At 66.4% G+C, this 16,724-nt stretch carries 12 protein-coding genes; 10 read left to right on the plus strand and 2 right to left on the minus strand.

From position 1 onward, the window contains the following. The first annotated feature begins 19 nt into the window (after window positions 1–19). The 7 genes from AGI3411_RS26610 (at window position 20) to AGI3411_RS26640 (ending at window position 9,913) form a co-directional block, all read left to right on the plus strand. The gene (locus AGI3411_RS26610) at window positions 20–1,462 is read left to right on the plus strand and encodes a DUF2868 domain-containing protein (RefSeq protein ID WP_129530320.1); all 1,443 of its coding nucleotides are present in this window, start codon (window positions 20–22) and stop codon (window positions 1,460–1,462) included. Beyond that, the gene (locus AGI3411_RS26615; RefSeq protein ID WP_129530321.1) at window positions 1,455–2,843 is read left to right on the plus strand and encodes a GTPase/DUF3482 domain-containing protein; all 1,389 of its coding nucleotides are present in this window, start codon (window positions 1,455–1,457) and stop codon (window positions 2,841–2,843) included. The genes AGI3411_RS26610 and AGI3411_RS26615 overlap by 8 nt, the downstream gene beginning before the upstream one ends. A gap of 366 nt (window positions 2,844–3,209) precedes the next feature. Beyond that, the gene (locus tag AGI3411_RS26620) at window positions 3,210–4,817 is read left to right on the plus strand and encodes an ABC transporter substrate-binding protein (protein WP_129530322.1); all 1,608 of its coding nucleotides are present in this window, start codon (window positions 3,210–3,212) and stop codon (window positions 4,815–4,817) included. Window positions 4,818–4,992: 175 nt separating this feature from the next. Beyond that, window positions 4,993–5,964, plus strand: a complete 972-nt coding sequence (locus AGI3411_RS26625; RefSeq protein ID WP_129530323.1) for an ABC transporter permease — start codon at window positions 4,993–4,995, stop codon at window positions 5,962–5,964. Between the two features lie 18 nt (window positions 5,965–5,982). Beyond that, window positions 5,983–6,909: an ABC transporter permease gene (locus AGI3411_RS26630; protein WP_129530324.1), complete on the plus strand. Its 927-nt coding sequence runs from the start codon at window positions 5,983–5,985 to the stop codon at window positions 6,907–6,909. A gap of 7 nt (window positions 6,910–6,916) precedes the next feature. Next, window positions 6,917–8,647 carry a dipeptide ABC transporter ATP-binding protein gene (locus tag AGI3411_RS26635; RefSeq protein ID WP_129530325.1) on the plus strand — a complete coding sequence of 577 codons (1,731 nt, stop codon included), beginning with the start codon at window positions 6,917–6,919 and terminating at the stop codon, window positions 8,645–8,647. Between the two features lie 57 nt (window positions 8,648–8,704). Next, a complete protein-coding gene (locus tag AGI3411_RS26640; RefSeq protein WP_129530326.1) occupies window positions 8,705–9,913 on the plus strand; it encodes a metal-dependent hydrolase family protein in 1,209 nt (402 codons plus the stop codon). Between the two features lie 24 nt (window positions 9,914–9,937). Here AGI3411_RS26640 and AGI3411_RS26645 read toward each other — a convergent pair whose 3' ends face one another. Both AGI3411_RS26645 and AGI3411_RS26650 read right to left on the minus strand, forming a co-directional pair. Then, a complete protein-coding gene (locus AGI3411_RS26645; RefSeq protein WP_129530327.1) occupies window positions 9,938–10,858 on the minus strand; it encodes a polysaccharide deacetylase family protein in 921 nt (306 codons plus the stop codon). A gap of 127 nt (window positions 10,859–10,985) precedes the next feature. Continuing rightward, complete coding sequence (locus AGI3411_RS26650; protein ID WP_129530328.1) at window positions 10,986–12,461, minus strand: YdgA family protein; 1,476 nt, start codon at window positions 12,459–12,461, stop codon at window positions 10,986–10,988. A gap of 303 nt (window positions 12,462–12,764) precedes the next feature. Here AGI3411_RS26650 and AGI3411_RS26655 point away from each other — a divergent pair, with 303 nt between their 5' ends. From AGI3411_RS26655 to AGI3411_RS26665, 3 genes are all read left to right on the plus strand, one after another. After that, window positions 12,765–14,321: a DEAD/DEAH box helicase gene (locus tag AGI3411_RS26655; RefSeq protein ID WP_165359281.1), complete on the plus strand. Its 1,557-nt coding sequence runs from the start codon at window positions 12,765–12,767 to the stop codon at window positions 14,319–14,321. Window positions 14,322–14,363: 42 nt separating this feature from the next. After that, on the plus strand, window positions 14,364–14,993 hold the full coding sequence (locus tag AGI3411_RS26660) for a LysE family translocator (RefSeq protein ID WP_129530329.1): 630 nt from the start codon (window positions 14,364–14,366) through the stop codon (window positions 14,991–14,993). A 109-nt stretch (window positions 14,994–15,102) separates the two neighbouring features. Beyond that, complete coding sequence (locus AGI3411_RS26665; protein WP_129530330.1) at window positions 15,103–16,710, plus strand: peptide chain release factor 3; 1,608 nt, start codon at window positions 15,103–15,105, stop codon at window positions 16,708–16,710. Window positions 16,711–16,724 lie beyond the last annotated feature (14 nt).

Below are 16,724 nucleotides of genomic sequence, written 5' to 3' on the forward strand. Positions count from 1 at the left end.
CGCGCCTCTGCCCGACGCGATGCCGTCCCCGACCTCTCGCGACCTTGCCCCCCTGGCTGAATCCGCCAACCCAAGCCGCTTACGCGCGCATTGGCTGGCGGAACTCGTCCGCCTGCGCGAAGCGCACTGGGGCCCGCTGGAAGACGCAGACGCGGTCCGCCGGGCGCGCCAACTGGACGCGGACCTTCCCGCCCGTATCCTGGCCCGCGCCGGGCTGCTCGCGCAGCGCGAGCGGCTCGCTCCCCTGGTCGACGCCTGGCGCCGCAGCGCGATGGGCATCCTGGTCGCGCTGTTCGCGCTTGCCGCCCTTTCTGGCGCGGCGGCCGCCCTGGGCGCGCTAGGCGACGGCTCGCGGCCGGTCAACGTCCTGTGGGCGCTGGGCGCCTTGCTGGGCCTGCACGCGCTGACGTTCCTGCTGTGGTTGTGCAGTTTCCTCTTCAGGGCGTCCGCCGCAACGGGGCTGGGGCGCCTGTGGCTCTGGGCCACGCGCAAACTCGCCCGCGGCCCGGACGGCGCGCTGGTCCCTCAGGCCTTCCTGAACCTCCTGGCCCGCGCAGGCGCCCTGCGCGGGCTGTTCGGCGCCATCAGCCACCTGCTGTGGCTCACGGCCCTGTGCGCCGCGCTGGCCACCTTGCTGGCCGTGCTGTCCACCGCCAGCTATCGTTTCATCTGGGCCACCACCTTGCTGGCGCCCGACACCTTCGTAGCGCTCACACGCGCCATCGGCTGGCTGCCGGCCCATCTGGGCTTCCCCATGCCGGACGCCGCCATGGTCCGCGCCAGCGACGGCACGCAGGCCCTGTCCGCCGACGCGCAAGTGCAGTGGTCGGTCTGGCTGATCGGCGTGCTGGTCGTCTATGGCATCCTGCCGCGCTTGCTGGCCGGAACCCTGTGCGCGGCCAGCACACTGCGCGCGCTGCGCGGCCTGCGCGTCGATCCCGCGCTGCCGGGCTTTTCCGCCTTGCGCGACAGGCTGGAACCGCCCGCCTTGTCCACCGGCATCGACCGCCCCGTCGATCCGCTGCACGAGCCCAGGGTGCGCGCGGCGCCCCCGGCAGGCCTGGACGGCCGGCCCGTCGTGCTGGGGCTGGAGCTGCCCGCGGACCTGGAATGGCCGCCCTCGGACGTCCCCGAGGCCGTGCAGCAGGCCGGCAATCTGGATACCCGCGAGGAACGCAACCGCGTGCTGGACGCGCTGGCCCAGGCCGCGGCCACCCGCCTCCTGATCGCGTGCGATGCCCGCCAAACGCCCGACCGCGGCACGCTGTCGCTGATCGCGGAACTTGCTGCCCATGCCGCGCAAACCCGCGTCTGGCTCATCCCGCCGCGCGCAAGCGCCGATGCCGCCGCCACGCGCGCGCCGCTCTGGCGTGAACGCCTGCTCGCGCTGGGCCTGCCCGCGGACGCCATCGTGCAAACGCCTGCCGCCCCGTTCGCATGGCTGGAGTCCGGCCATGCGTGACGACCTCATCAAGATCGCGCTGGTCGGCCACACCAACACCGGCAAGACCTCGCTGCTGCGCACGCTGACCCGCGACACCGGTTTCGGCGAAGTCGCCGACAGCCCCGGCACCACCCGCCACGTCGAAGGCGCGCGCCTGCGGCTGGAAGGGCGCGCGGTGCTCGAATGGTTCGACACGCCAGGCATGGAAGACAGCATTTCCCTGCTCGAGTACCTGGAACGGCTGGACCGGCCTGGCGAGCGCCTGGACGGCCCCGCCCGGATCCGCCGCTTCCTGGACACGCCCGAGGCGCACGGCCGCTACGAGCAGGAAGCCCGGGTGCTGGCCAAGATGCTGGACTGCGACGCCGCGCTGTATGTGATCGATGCGCGCGATCCGGTGCTGGGCAAGCACCGCGACGAACTCGCCATCCTGGCCGCCTGCGGCCGGCCCTTGCTGCCGGTGCTGAACTTCGTCAACGCGCCCGCGCACCGGGCCGACGAGTGGCGCGGCGCCATGGCCCGCCTGGGGCTGCATGCGGTCGTGGAGTTCGATACCGTCGCGCCGCCGCTGGACGGCGAACAACAGCTCTATGCCAAGCTCGGCGTGCTGCTGGACCGCCATGCCACCGCGCTGGCGCAGCTGTCCGACAGCCTGGCGGCCCAGCGCCGCGCGCGCCGCGGCGCGGCCTACGACATGCTGGCCGATCTGCTGGTCGACGCGGCCGCCCTGCACGTCTCCAGCGCCAGCGACGAATCGGCGCTCCTTGCCGCCTCGAACCGGCTGCGCGAACAGGTGCGCCAGCGCGAGCAGGCCTGCGTCGACGCCCTGCTGGCGCTCTACAACTTCCGCCGCTCCGATTTCGCCGATGATGCGCTGCCGCTGCAGGGCGAGCGCTGGGGCATGGACCTGTTCCATCCCCAGGCATTGAAGGACATGGGCGTGCAGGTCGGCATGGGCGCCGCCGCCGGCGCGATGGCGGGCGCCGCGGTGGACCTGTTCAGCGCGGGCCTCAGCCTCGGCACCGGCATGCTGATCGGGGCCGCCGCCGGCGGCCTCTGGCAAGGCGTCGAAAAACTGGGCAAGCGCGTGGCCGGCAAGCTGCGCGGCTGGCGCGAGATCAGCGTCGACGATGCCGTGCTGCGCCTGCTGGCGCTGCGCCAGCGGCAATTGATCGAAGCCCTGGAGCGCCGCGGCCATGCCGCGCGCGAGCCGCTGAAACTCGACCGTCCGGATGACGAAGCCTGGCGCAAAGGGCCCTTGCCCGAAGCCTTGAAGGAAGCCCGCAGCCGGCCCGAATGGTCGGCTCTCGGCGACGGCTACGAAGACAGCGACCGCCGCAAGCGCGTCGTGGGCGCATTGGCGAAAACCCTTGCAGAAGCGCCGCTGCCCGCGGCATGACCCGCTGCCCCAGGGAGCGCCGGGGCATCCACCATTCAAGGCTGCCTGCAAGCACGTACTAACCCCAATCCAAACCGATTGACGCTTAAACGAATGCGTCTATAAGATTCGTTTTGCATCGGCGCGGGTCCGTCCCCGTCCTGATAGTCACAAGGTCACAAGGGGTTGGGTCGATCGTGAAGTCGAAGTCCTACGCAGTGATTCCCGGCAGCGCCATCATCGGCCCGCGCGCAATTCGCGCCGCGTCCCGCTCGGCCCTACTCCGCCTTTCGTCGTAAGCAGCAACGCCATGCCCCCGCCCTCGATGGGGCCGGGGCCCTGTCACTTCTGTCGCGCTACCCGCGCACTACACGGAGCATGAGGGCTATGCGTACTTTTCCCCACCTGAAGCAAGCGGCGCTGGCTGCGGCCGTCGCGGCATCCCTGGCGTTCAGCGCCGGCGCTGCCGCCAAGACTTTCCACTGGTCGTACCAAGGCGATGCCACGTCCATGGACCCGATGGCCCTGAACGAAACGTTCACGCTGGGCTTCCAGGGCAATATCTACGAAACGCTGGCCGGCTACGACGGCAACCTGAAACTGACCCCGCTGCTCGCGGAAAGCTGGGAAAACCCCGAGCCCACGAAGTGGGTGTTCAAGCTGCGCAAGGGCGTGAAGTTCCATGACGGCTCACCGTTCACGGCGGACGACGTCATCTTCTCCTGGAAGCGTAGCCTGACCCCGGGCTCGGACATGAAGGGCTACGGCGCCAAGGCGTCCGACATCAAGAAGGTGGACGACTACACCATCGAAGTCACCACCCCGACGCCCAATCCCATCCTGCCGCGCGAATGGGTGTTCCTGTACATCATGAGCAAGTCGTGGTCGGAAAAGAACAAGACCACGGAAGCCACCAACGTCAAGGGCGACAACCAGGGCAACTACGCCAACCTGCACGCCAACGGTACCGGCCCCTTCATGCTCACCGAGCGCCAACCCGACGTAAAGACGGTGCTCAAGCGCTTCGACGGCTACTGGAACAAGAACATCAAGACCAACGTGGACGAGGTCATCTTCCAGCCGATCTCGCAGGAAGCCACCCGCGTGGCCGCGCTGATCTCCGGCGAAATGGACCTGGTGCAGCCCGTGCCCGTCCAGGACTGGAAGCGCCTCGAAGACGCCAAGGGCGTGAAACCCCTGACCGCGCCCGAAGCGCGCGCCATCTTCATCGGCATGGACCAGGACCGCGACGAACTGCTGTTCTCCGACGTGAAGGGCAAGAACCCCTTCAAGGATCCCAAGGTGCGCGAAGCCGTCGTGCTGGCCGTGGACACCAAGGCCATCAACGAGAAGATCATGCGCGGCGCGGCCAAGCCGCTGGGCTCGCTCATCGCTACCTCCATCAACGGCTATGACGATTCCTTCGGCACGCCGTACAAGCCGGATCCCGAGCGCGCCAAGAAGCTGCTGGCCGAGGCCGGTTATCCCAAGGGCTTCACGGTCACCATGGACTGCCCGAACGACCGCTACGTCAACGACGAAAAGGTCTGCCAGGCGGTCGCGGGCATGCTGGCGCGCATCGGCATCAAGATCAACCTGCTGGCGCAGACCAAGTCGAAATACTTCGGCAAGATCCTGCTGCAGGCCGGCAACCAGACCAGCATGTACATGCTCGGCTGGACGCCCAGCTCGACCGACGCGCACAACACGCTGCTGAACCTGACCTCCTGCCGCAACGCCAAGACGGCCGCCGGACAGTTCAACCTGGGCGGCTACTGCAACAAGAAGGTCGATGAGCTCACCGACAAGATCGGCGTCGAAACCGACCAGGCCAAGCGCAACGCGATGATCAAGGAAGCCTTCGGCATCGTACGCAGCGACTTCGGCTACCTACCGCTGCACCAGCAGCCCATGTCCTGGGGCGTGAAGGAAAACATCCAGGTCATCCAGCGCGCCGACGACGTGCTCGACCTGCGCGACGTTGTCCTGCCGTAGCCATCCGGCGCCTTGAGTCCCGGACGGCAGGCGCCGTCCGGACGCCCCGGCTCCCGTTCCGGGGAACGCAGCCCCGCATCATCTGAACAAGGGCCTGTTCACGCTGAAAGGGACCTCGCACGAGTACCCGGATGAGGGTTCTTTCAGTATCGGCAGGCCTTAGAGGCTCCCAATAATGCTTTCTTTTATTGCGCAACGGCTTATCCAGTCGGTGCTGGTGATGTTGACGGTGGCGCTGATCGCGTTCGCCATGTTCCGCTACGTCGGCGACCCCATCGCCAGCATGGTCGGCCAGGACACGACGCCTGAACAACGCGCGCAGTTGCGCGAACAGCTGGGCCTGGACGATCCGTTCGTCGTGCAGTACGCGCATTTCGTCGCTGATGCCGTGCGCGGCGATTTCGGCATGTCGTACCGCCACCGCCGCCCCGTCAGCGAACTGATCGAAGAGCGCATGCCGGCCACGCTGGAACTGTCTTTCGTCTCCGCCGTCATGGCGCTGGTCCTCGGCATACCGATGGGCATCTACACAGCGCTCAAACGCCGCGGCATTCTGTCCAAAGCCTTTATGGCGATTTCGCTGGCCGGCATATCGCTGCCTACGTTCCTGATCGGCATATTGCTCATCCTGTTCTTTGGCGTGCAGCTCCGATGGCTGCCCAGCTTCGGGCGCGGCGACGTGGTGAGCCTGGGATGGTGGACGACCGGCTTCCTGACCAAGTCGGGCTGGCTGGCGCTGATCATGCCCGCCATCACGCTGGCCCTGTTCCAGATGACGCTGATCATGCGCCTGGTGCGCGCCGAAATGCTGGAAGTGCTGCGCGCCGATTTCATCAAATTCGCGCGGGCCCGCGGCCTGCCGGAGCGGCTGATCAATTTCCGCCACGCCCTGAAGAACACGATGGTTCCCGTCATCACGATCACGGGGCTGCAACTGGGCTCGATCATCGCCTTCGCCATCATCACGGAAACCGTGTTCCAGTGGCCGGGCATGGGACTGCTCTTCATCCAGGCTATCAGCATGGTGGACATCCCCGTCATGGCGGCCTACCTGGTCCTGATCGCCTTCATGTTCGTGGTTATCAACCTGGTCGTCGACCTGCTGTACTTCGCCGTGGACCCGCGTCTGCGCGTGCAGAGCAAATAGAGCACCAAAGGAATCAGCATGATTGCTCGCATCGCTCCCTTCTTCTCCCGCGCCGCCGACAGCGACCTCTGGCACAGCTTCAAGCGTTCGCCCGGCGCCATCATCGCCGCGATCGTCACGCTGGCCATCCTGCTGGGTGCGCTGTTTGCGCCCATCGTTGCGCCGCACAACCCCTTCGACCTGGCATCCCTGAGCATCATGGACGCCAACACGCCGCCGTCCTGGGAAGAGGGCGGCAGCCCGGACTTCCTGCTGGGCACCGACGACCAGGGCCGCGACATTCTGTCGGCCGTGCTGTACGGGTCGCGCGTATCGCTGCTGGTGGGCTTCGCCTCCGTGCTGTTCTCGATGGTGCTGGGCGTCACGCTGGGCCTCATCAGCGGTTACGCGGGCGGACGCGTGGACAGCTTCATCATGCGCATCGCGGACGTGCAGCTGTCGTTCCCGGCCATTCTCGTGGCGCTGCTGATCGACGGCGTGGCCCGCGGCCTGCTGCCGCGCGACATGCACGACCAGCTCGCGCTGTATGTCCTGATCTTCGCCATCGGTATTTCCGGATGGGTGCAGTACGCGCGCACCGTGCGCGGCTCCACGCTGATCGAACGCAACAAGGAATACGTGCAGGCGGCCCGCCTGATCGGCATCGGCCCCATCACCATCCTGCGCCGGCACATCCTGCCCAACGTGATGGGCCCGGTGCTGGTCATCGCCACCATCCACCTGGCCATCGCCATCATCACCGAAGCCACGCTCTCGTTCCTGGGCGTCGGCGTTCCGCCCACCGCGCCGTCGCTGGGCACGCTGATCCGCATCGGCAACAGCTATCTGTTCTCGGGCATGTGGTGGATCTCCATCTTCCCCGGCATCGCGCTGGTGGCGCTGGTGCTGTCGGTCAACCTGCTGGGCGACTGGCTGCGCGACGCGCTCAACCCCAAGCTGCGCTGAGGACGCCATGGCCCTGTTGAACATCGAAGACATCCGTATCGAATTCCCCAGCCGCCGCGGCACGCTGGTGGCGGTGGACGGCGTATCGCTGTCCCTGGAAAAAGGCGAGATCCTGGGCGTGGTCGGCGAATCCGGCGCAGGCAAATCCACCATCGGCAACGCGGTGATCGGGCTCCTGGAGGCGCCCGGCCGCCTGGCCGGCGGCGCGGTGCTGCTGAACGGCGAACGCATCGACACGCTGAGCGCGGCGCAGAAACGCAAGGTCCGCGGCCGCCGGATCGGCATGATTTTCCAGGACCCGCTGACCTCGCTGGACCCGCTGCAGACCGTGGAAAGCCAGCTGGTCGAGACCATGCAGGTGCACCTGAACCTGTCGCACGACGAAGCCAAAAAGCGGGCGATCCAGCTGCTGGTGCAGGTCGGCATCGACAAACCCGAACTGCGCGTCAAGCAGTACCCGCACCAGTTCTCCGGCGGCATGCGGCAGCGCGTAGTGATCGCGCTGGCGCTGTGCTGCGAGCCCGAAGTGATCATCGCCGACGAGCCCACCACCGCGCTGGACGTGTCGATCCAGGCGCAGATCCTGGAACTGCTGAAAAAGCTGTGCCGCGAAGAGCAGGTGGGCATGATCATCATCACGCACGACATGGGCGTGATCGCGGACGTGACGGACCGCGTGGCGGTGCTGTACCACGGCAAGCTGGTCGAACAGGGGCCCACCTCCAAGATCCTGGGGGACCCCGACCATCCGTACACGCGCAGCCTCATCTCGGCCGTGCCGCGCCCCGACATCAAGCTCAAGCGTTTCCCGCTCGTGACCTACATCGAGGACGTGAAAACGCCGGCGCAGCCGCTGGACCTCGCCACCCACTGGCTGGGGCAGCGGCGCGACTTCGGCTCGCGCACGGACGGCCCGCTGGTGCAGGTGCGCGACCTGAGCATGCGCTTCGTTCTGAAGAGCGCGCTGCTCAAGCGCAACCAGCGCACGCTCGACGCCGTCAAGCGCGTGAATTTCTCGATCGGCGAAGGCGAGGTCTTCGGCCTCGTGGGCGAATCCGGTTCCGGCAAGTCCACCGTGGCGCGGCTGATCTCCGGCCTCTATACGCCGAGCGAAGGTTCGGTCAATTTCGGCGGCGTCGATCTCACCGCGCTCAAGGGCGAAAAGCAGCTGAATCCGTTCCGGCGGCAGATCCAGATGATCTTCCAGGATCCGTTCTCTTCGCTCAACCCGCGTATGCGCGTGCTCGACATCGTGGCCGAGCCCATCCGCTTCCACAAGCTGGCCGCCAGCGAGGCGGAGGCGCGCCGCATCGTGGCAGACCTTCTCGACGTGGTGGGACTGGGCGACCGCGCCGCCGAACGCTTCCCGCACGAATTCTCGGGCGGGCAGCGCCAGCGCATCTGCATCGCGCGGGCCCTGGCCACGCGCCCCCGTTTCCTGATCTGCGACGAGCCCACCTCGGCGCTGGACGTCTCGATTCAGGCGCAGATCCTGAACCTGCTGAAAGACCTGCAAGAAGAGCTCGGCCTGACCATGCTATTCATCAGCCACGACCTGCCGGTGATCCGCCAGATGTGCGACCGCGTGGGCGTGATGCGCTACGGCGAACTGCTGGAAGTCGCCGAGACGGAGGAGCTCTTCGAACGTCCTCAGCATCCCTACAGCCAACACCTGCTTGGCCTGATGCCCCGCCTGCAATCCATGTCCCGCGAAGGGCTGGACGTGGTGGCGGGGTAGGGCCTGTTCCCCCTGAAAGGAACAGGCCCTAGCGCCAGGCACCATCCGGAGCGAGACATGATGGCAACACGACAGACCCTCTTCATCGGCGGCCAGGTTTTCGACGGAAAGGGCGGGCTACTGCCCAAGCACGGCGTGCTGGTCGAAGGCCAGCGCGTGGCGCGGGTGGCCCCGGCCGGCGAGTTCTCCGGCTACGCCGGGGCAACGGTGCGCACCGAGGGCATGACCTTGATGCCAAGCCTGGCCGACTGTCACGTCCACCTGGTCTATACCGGCAGCGCGGACCCCAACGCGCACCTGAGCAAGCAGGGCCCGGCGCAGATCACGCTGACGGCGCTGGAAAATGCCCAGGCCAGCCTGCGTGGCGGCATCACCGCGGTGCGCGACTGCGGCGGCAAAGACTATCTGGAATTCGGCGTACGCGACGCCATTGCGCGCGGCGTATTCCCTGGCCCGACCATCCGGGCCTCGGGCCGCATCATCTGCATGACGGGCGGCCACGGCAACCGCATCGGCCGCGTGGCCGACGGCTGCGAAGACGTGATCAAGGCCGTGCGCGAACAGGTCCACGCCGGCTGCGACCTGGTGAAGATCATGGCCACGGGCGGCGTCATGACGCCCGGAGTCAGCCCCATGGACGCGCACTACAGCGCGGAAGAAATGAAAGCGGGTGTGCACGAAGCCAAGCGCTTTCGCAAGAGCACGGCCAGCCACGCGCAGGGCACGCTGGGCATCCTGAACGCGGTGCGCGCCGGTATCGACTCGATCGAGCATGGCATTTTCATGGACGACGACTGCCTACGCGAGATGCTGGAGGCCGAGACCTACCTGGTCCCCACCATCGCGGCGGTGCGCAACATCATCGCCAACGCCGACAACGGCATCCCCGCCTATGCGGTCGAAAAGGCGCGCGCGGTGGAACAGCGCCACCGCGAATCCTTCCAGATGTACTACAAAGCGGGCGGGCGCATCGCCATGGGCACCGATGCCGGGACGCCGTTCAATCTGCATGGCGAAAACGCCATGGAGCTGGCCTACATGGTGGAGTTCGGCATGACACCCATGGACGCGCTGATCGCGGGAACGTCGCGCGGCCACGACCTGATGGGGCTGGACCGCCACGGCGTCATCGCCGAAGGCAACATGGCCGACCTGCTGCTGGTGCGGGGCGACCCCACGGAAGACATCCTGAAGGCGGCCGACAAGCGCTTCCACGTCGCCGTGATGCGCCAGGGGGAGCTGGCCGCCGGCGCCTTGCCGTCCTGATAGAACTCGGGGCGGCCGGCTGCGCTAGGGCAGCAATCCGGCGTCCCGCAGCAGCGGCTCTTCATACACGGCATCTTCCGCCGGATAGCGCAGCCCCGGGAAATCGAGCGCCTTCGCGCGCGCCCAGACAATGCTCTCTCCGGCGGGAAGCGTGTCGGGCGCTTGCGCATACAGCGGATCCTGGAACGCGCTGCTTGCCGATGCGATGTTCCAGCCATGGGCCGTCAGCGCCGCGATCACATCGGACAGCGCCGCGGCGTTGATCTGATTGGTATGGAGCAGCATGACATGGACAGGACTTCTTCCCAGGACGTCGCGCGCCAGGCCGTCGTAATAGTCCGCGCGGTCCAGCAGATGGCGGAGGTAGGCCTGCTTCACGCGCTCGGCCTTGCCGGCATCGCCCGCCTTGAGATGCGCGGCGTAGACGATGTTGTAATACCAGTCGCTGGCATCGATGGACACTGGCGCGCTTCTGTAATCGTTCCTGGCCATCCATTCGCGCATGCCATCGCGCTTGGCCTGCGTATCGCCTTCTTTCAGGTACGGAAACCGCAACATCGGCCCAAAGCCGGCCAGGCCCTTGAACGCCTCGTCTGCCGTCCGCACGTCAGCGATGAACCAGTCCAGCGACACCTTCGGATCGGCAAGGCTGCGGTGGCTGGCCGTGTGGTTTCCGATTAAGTGTCCGGCCCGGCCCCACGCTTCCACCAGTTCCAGCCCGCCGGCGGCGCCCATCCGCGCCAACGTAGGGAACAGGGCCGCATTAATCCCGTGGCCGCGCAAGGCGGCCAGCATTTGCGCATTCCATTGAGCGGCCTCGGGCTGCTTGCCCGGGTTGAAACCGTCGTCGAAGGTCAATGCGAGGGTTCTCGCGGAGCACCAGGATGCCCATAGCGCAAGAACAAGAACGGCGAGCAAGCGGAAGGGAAGGAACCGGAAAGCCATGTCGTGGGATGTCGCGCGCGATGCTGCCAGGAAAGGGATGATCCGGATGGCCGCGCCCAGACCCGGAGCAAAAAAAGCCGCCGCGCCCTGAGGCTGCGGCGGCATTCGTTGCGGCGGTGGCCGGCGGTTAGCGCGCGCCGCCCATGGCCCCGCTCAGGACCATCATCAGGAACTGTTCAACCGGCATCTTCTTGCCGTTGAAATCCACCTGGCCGTCGGCGTAGTTCAGGTAGGTCACGATGTTGTCGTTTTCGACCTTGGCCAGGCCCATCGCCGTGGCCATAGTGCCCACCATCTCGGCCTGGCCCTTGGCGGTCTGCACAGCCTGTTCAGCCGGCACGCCGCGCACCTGCGGCTCGATGGCCATCAGGTCGCCCAGGTTGCCCTTGGACAGCACCAGCTTGGCGTTGAGCTTGCGGACGACTTCCTTCGCCGTATCGGCGAATTCGCCTTCCAGCGAAGCCGGCTTGGTCAGGTCCAGATCCAGGTTGAAGGTCGAGGTGCCGTTGGCGGTGCGCACTTCCAGCGGCGACACCGACAGCGTCGGGTTGCCGGCCAGGAGCAGTTCGACGTTGGTCTTGAGCACCTGCTTCTCTTCGTCCGTGAACTCCGGCGACTGCGCTTCGCCCTTGCTCTGCAGCACGCGGCGCGAAGCGGCTTCGTAGACGTCGTTCAGGGCCTTGAAGGCCTTCGCGTCCAGGCGCTTCGCGTCGACGACCAGCTTCAGGCCGGCCATGTCCTTGTCCTGGATGCTGATCATGCCGAAATCGACGTCCATCTTGGCGCCCATGGTCGCATCGGCTTCCGTCATGTCGACGGCGATGACGGTGTCCTTCAACTGGACGGGCGGCTTCTCCTTGGAGGTGATCGTCCAGTTCTTCAGGCCCAGCTTCTGGCTGCCCACGTACATCTCGTTCTTGGCCGGCGTCATGTCGCTGGTCAGGCTCAGGCCCTGCATGGCCATGCTGACGATGTCGTTATCTTCGGACGCCGGGCCCTTCAGCACCAGGCTGTCGGCCAGCAGCGAAACCGTGCCGTGCTTGCTGCCGGTGGCGTAGGTGACGTCGCCCTTCATGCCGGAGAACGCCAGGCTGGTGTCGTCCTTGGCGAACTCCACCGGGGCCATGTCGAAGTTGCCCGAGACGTTCTTCGCGTAGCTGACGCTATATGCGCCCGACAGGGGAACCGTGCCCTTGGTCGCGGCGAACCATTCCTTCACGACGGGCGTCTCTTCCAGCTGGAAGCGGCTGGCCACCATGGCCGGCGCGAAGGAGCCGGACTTCAGCTTCGACAGCGGGAAGGGGCCGTGGTCCAGGTATTCGACGAACTGGATGGCATGTTCCTGGGCCGGCTTGCCGTCGGCGGCGGGCTCGGTGAACTTCACGCGATAGCGCTCGGTGGACGAAAACACGCCGCGCTCGAAGGACATCAGCTCGACGACGGGGGTCACACCCCACTTTTCGCCGAACTTCTGAAGCTCGGCATTGGCCTGATCGATCGATTGCTTGACGAAGGCCTCGGCCTTCTGGCCCGTATACCAGGCCGTGCCGGTCCAGACCGCGCCCAGCGCGACGACGACGCCCACTATTGCCGATTTCTTCATAGCGATCCTTTATTCTTCAAATGGATGAAAGCGCACGGATTATAGGGAGTGACGCCTAGGGAAAACACTTATTTGGTGCATAGGCACTGCAATTTGTTACTTAGTGATACCCGGCAGCGGGTTTGCCACGGTGCTGCAACGCGACATCGGCTACAATCCGGCTGTGTGTTTTGCCAATCTACACACGTCCGCTAGGCCCTTCGCTGCCAAGCTTCGCCCATCAGGGCGCTTCCCATTTCTCCTTGTTCGTCCGCCTGGATTGGAGTCTCTCAACTTGAGCGACGGGCTGCCGTTGGAGTTGTCTTGACTACCTCTTCCCCTTTCGCCGACCTCGGGCTGGCTGATTCCCTGTTGCGTGCCATCGCCGATACCGGCTATACCGCGCCCACCCCCATTCAGGCCCAGGCCATTCCCCAGGTCCTGAAAGGCGGCGACCTGCTCGCCGCCGCCCAGACCGGCACCGGCAAGACCGCCGGCTTCACGCTGCCCATCCTGCACCTGCTGATGCAGAAAAAGCCCGAGCAGAGAAAGCCCGGCCGCCCGCGCTGCCTGATCCTGACCCCGACGCGCGAACTGACCGCGCAGGTCGCGGAATCGGTGCAGACCTACGGCAAGTACACCTCGCTGACGTCCATGGTGATGTTCGGCGGCGTCAATATCAACCCCCAGATTTCGGCGCTGCGCAAACCGCTGGACATCCTGGTCGCGACCCCCGGCCGCCTGCTGGACCACTGCGGCCAGAAGACGATCGACCTGTCCGGCGTCGAGATCCTGGTGCTGGACGAAGCCGACCGCATGCTGGACATGGGCTTCATCCGCGACATCCGCAAGATCCTCGCGCTGCTGCCCAAGCAACGCCAGAACCTGCTGTTCTCGGCCACGTTCTCGGACGACATCCGCACGCTGGCGCGCGGCGTGCTGAACAACCCCGGCGAAGTCTCGGTCACCCCGCGCAACACCGCCACCGAGCTCGTCACCCAGACGGTGTATATGGTCGAGCAGCATCACAAGCGCGACCTCCTCAGCCACATCATCCGTGAAAGCGGCTGGCACCAGGTGCTGGTGTTCACCCGCACCAAGCACGGCGCCAACCGCCTGGCCGAAAAGCTGGTCAAGGACGGCCTGACCGCCGCCGCCATCCACGGCAACAAGAGCCAATCGGCACGCACCCGCGCGCTGGCCGGCTTCAAGGACAGCTCCGTGGCCGTGCTGGTCGCGACCGACATCGCCGCCCGCGGCCTGGACATCGACCAGTTGCCCCAGGTGGTGAACTTCGAACTGCCCAACGTGCCCGAGGACTACGTGCACCGCATCGGCCGCACGGGCCGCGCCGGCTCGACCGGCGCCGCGGTCTCCCTGGTCGACAACAGCGAGATCAAGCTGCTCAAGGACATCGAGCGCCTGATCAAGAAGACCATCGAGCGCAAGCCCGTGGAAGGCTGGACGGCGCCCGCCACCAGCGCCGCGGCATTCGAGCGCCAGGAACGCGAAGAAGACAACCGCAGCCCGCGCGGCGGCAATCGCAACGGCCGCGGCGGCAACGCCAATGCCGGCCGTTCGCGCCCGGGCCAAGGCCAGGGTCAGCCCCGCGCCGCTGCGGGCGGCCGTGCTCCGGCCCCCGCCCGCGCCGGTGAAGGCCGCGCCAGCCATGGCCCGCGCGACGGCAAGCCCGCCGACCGCACGGCGCACGCCGGCCGCAACGAAAGCCGGCCCCAGCAGAACCATCGCCATCCGGAAGGCTCCGCCCGCCCGGCCGGCAATGGGGGCTCGGGGCGCCCGGCTCAGGGGCGCCCGGCTCAGGGTCGTCCGGCTCAGGGTCGTCCGGCCGGCGGCCCGCGCGCCGCGCTGCTCAGCAAGTAATATCACCGGCAACCCCAGAACTGCGATCCACGGACCCGCGCCATGCCCTTATCCACCTGGTTGACGTTTTTCCTGGCCTCCTGGGCCATTTCGTTCTCGCCCGGCGCGGGAGCGATCTCGGCCATGTCGTCCGGGCTGAAATACGGGTTCTCGCGCGGCTACTGGAATACGGCTGGCCTGATCATGGGCATCCTGTTCCAGTTCGTCGTCGTGGCCGTGGGCCTGGGCGCCGTGCTGGCCACCTCGGAAATGGCCTTCAACGTGGTCAAGTACCTGGGCGTGGCCTACCTGATCTACCTGGGCGTGCGCCAGATCCGTACGGACGCGGCGCCGGTTACGGTCGATTCCGGCGATCCCAAGCGCGCGTCGGTCCGCGACCTGGTGCTGCGCGGCTTCCTGATCAACACCATGAATCCCAAGGGCACGGTATTCCTGCTGGCGGTGGTGCCGCAATTCGTGGACACCGCGCTGCCGCTGACGCCGCAGTACGCAGCGCTGGCCGGCACGCTGGCGTTCACCGACCTGGTGGCCATGGGCGTGTACACGCTGCTGGCGGCGCGCGTGCTGCGCATGCTGCGCGACGCGAAGCACATCCGCTGGATGAACCGGACCTTCGGTTCGCTGTTCATCCTGGCGGGCGTGTTCCTGGCGTCGTTCCGCCGCCATTCCTGACCCCCATGCGCGGGGCATGCGCCGTCAACGGCGCATGCCCCGCGCGCTTTCGTGCCCGATACCGGACCACGCCGGGCGAAGCAACGGCGTTAAGTAAAATCCTCCGATCATGAACATCACCCAAGAAGTTGCGCGGCGCCGTACGTTCGCCATCATTTCCCACCCAGACGCGGGCAAGACGACGCTGACCGAAAAGCTGCTGCTGTTCGCAGGCGCGATCCAGATCGCCGGCAGCGTCAAGGCCCGCAAGGCATCGCGCCACGCGTCCTCCGACTGGATGGAAATCGAAAAGCAGCGCGGCATTTCCGTGGCGTCCTCCGTGATGCAGATGGAATACCGCGACTGCGTCATCAACCTGCTGGACACCCCGGGCCACCAGGACTTCTCCGAAGACACCTACCGCGTGCTGACGGCGGTGGACGCCGCGCTGATGGTGATCGACGCCGCCAACGGCGTCGAACCGCAGACCATCCGCCTGCTGCAGGTCTGCCGCGCGCGCAACACGCCCATCATCACGTTCATCAACAAGATGGACCGTGAAGTGCGCGAACCGCTGGAACTGCTGTCCGAGATCGAAGGCCACCTGGGCATGGACGCCGTGCCGTTCTCATGGCCGGTCGGCATGGGCAAGGCATTCGGCGGCGTGTTCGACATCCGCCGCGACCGCATGCGCGTGTTCCGCCCCGGGCAGGAACGCCGCTCGGACAGCGACGACTTCATCGAAGGCCTGACCAATCCCGAGATTTCCCGGCGTTTCGGCTCGGCATTCGAGCAAGCCAGCGGCGAGATCGAGCTCATCAACGAAGCCGCGCCTGCCTTCGACCGCGACCAGTTCCTGGCCGGCAAGCAAACCCCCGTGTTCTTCGGTTCCGCCATCAACAACTTCGGCGTGCAGGAAGTACTGGACGCCCTGGTCGAACAGGCGCCGCCCCCGGGCCCGCGCGTGGCCCTGCAACGCGAAGTGCAGCCCGAAGAGCCCAAGTTCACCGGCGTGGTGTTCAAGGTGCAGGCCAACATGGACCCGGCGCACCGGGACCGAGTCGCGTTCGTGCGCGTCAGTTCCGGCCGCTTCGAACGCGGCATGCGCCTGAAGGTCGCCCGCACCAACAAGGAAATGCGCCCCAACAACGTCGTGTCGTTCCTGTCGCAGCGGCGCGAGCTGCTGGACGAGGCCTATGCCGGCGACGTGATCGGCATTCCAAACCATGGCGTGCTGCAACTGGGCGACGTGCTGACCGAAGGCGAAACGCTGCAGTTCACCGGCCTGCCGTTCTTCGCCCCCGAACTGTTCCAGGCGGTGGAGGTCAAGGACCCGCTGCGCACGAAGCAGCTGCGCACCGGCCTGACCCAGCTGGGCGAGGAAGGGGCCATCCAGGTGTTCCGCCCCGAGGCCGCCGGCGGCTCCCTGCTGCTTGGCGCGGTCGGCCAACTGCAGTTCGAAGTGGTCGCCCATCGCCTGAAGACGGAGTACGGCGTGGACGCCCGGATGCTGCCTTCCCGCTACACAATGGCACGTTGGATTACGTCTGAAAACCCCAAGGCGCTGCGCAAGTTCATGGATGCCAATGCGGCCCATATCGCCTATGATGTTGTGGATGCGGCGGCGTTTTTGATCGGTTCTCCCGCGCAATTGCGCGTTGCCGAAGAACTGTATCCCGATGTGAAATTCCACGCCATGCGGGAGCACGGCGGCAAGGTTTTCGGAGACAAAGCGTAGACCCGTTGGGGTTC

It is taken from the genome of Achromobacter agilis, assembly GCF_900496965.1.
Lineage (GTDB): Bacteria > Pseudomonadota > Gammaproteobacteria > Burkholderiales > Burkholderiaceae_B > Achromobacter > Achromobacter agilis.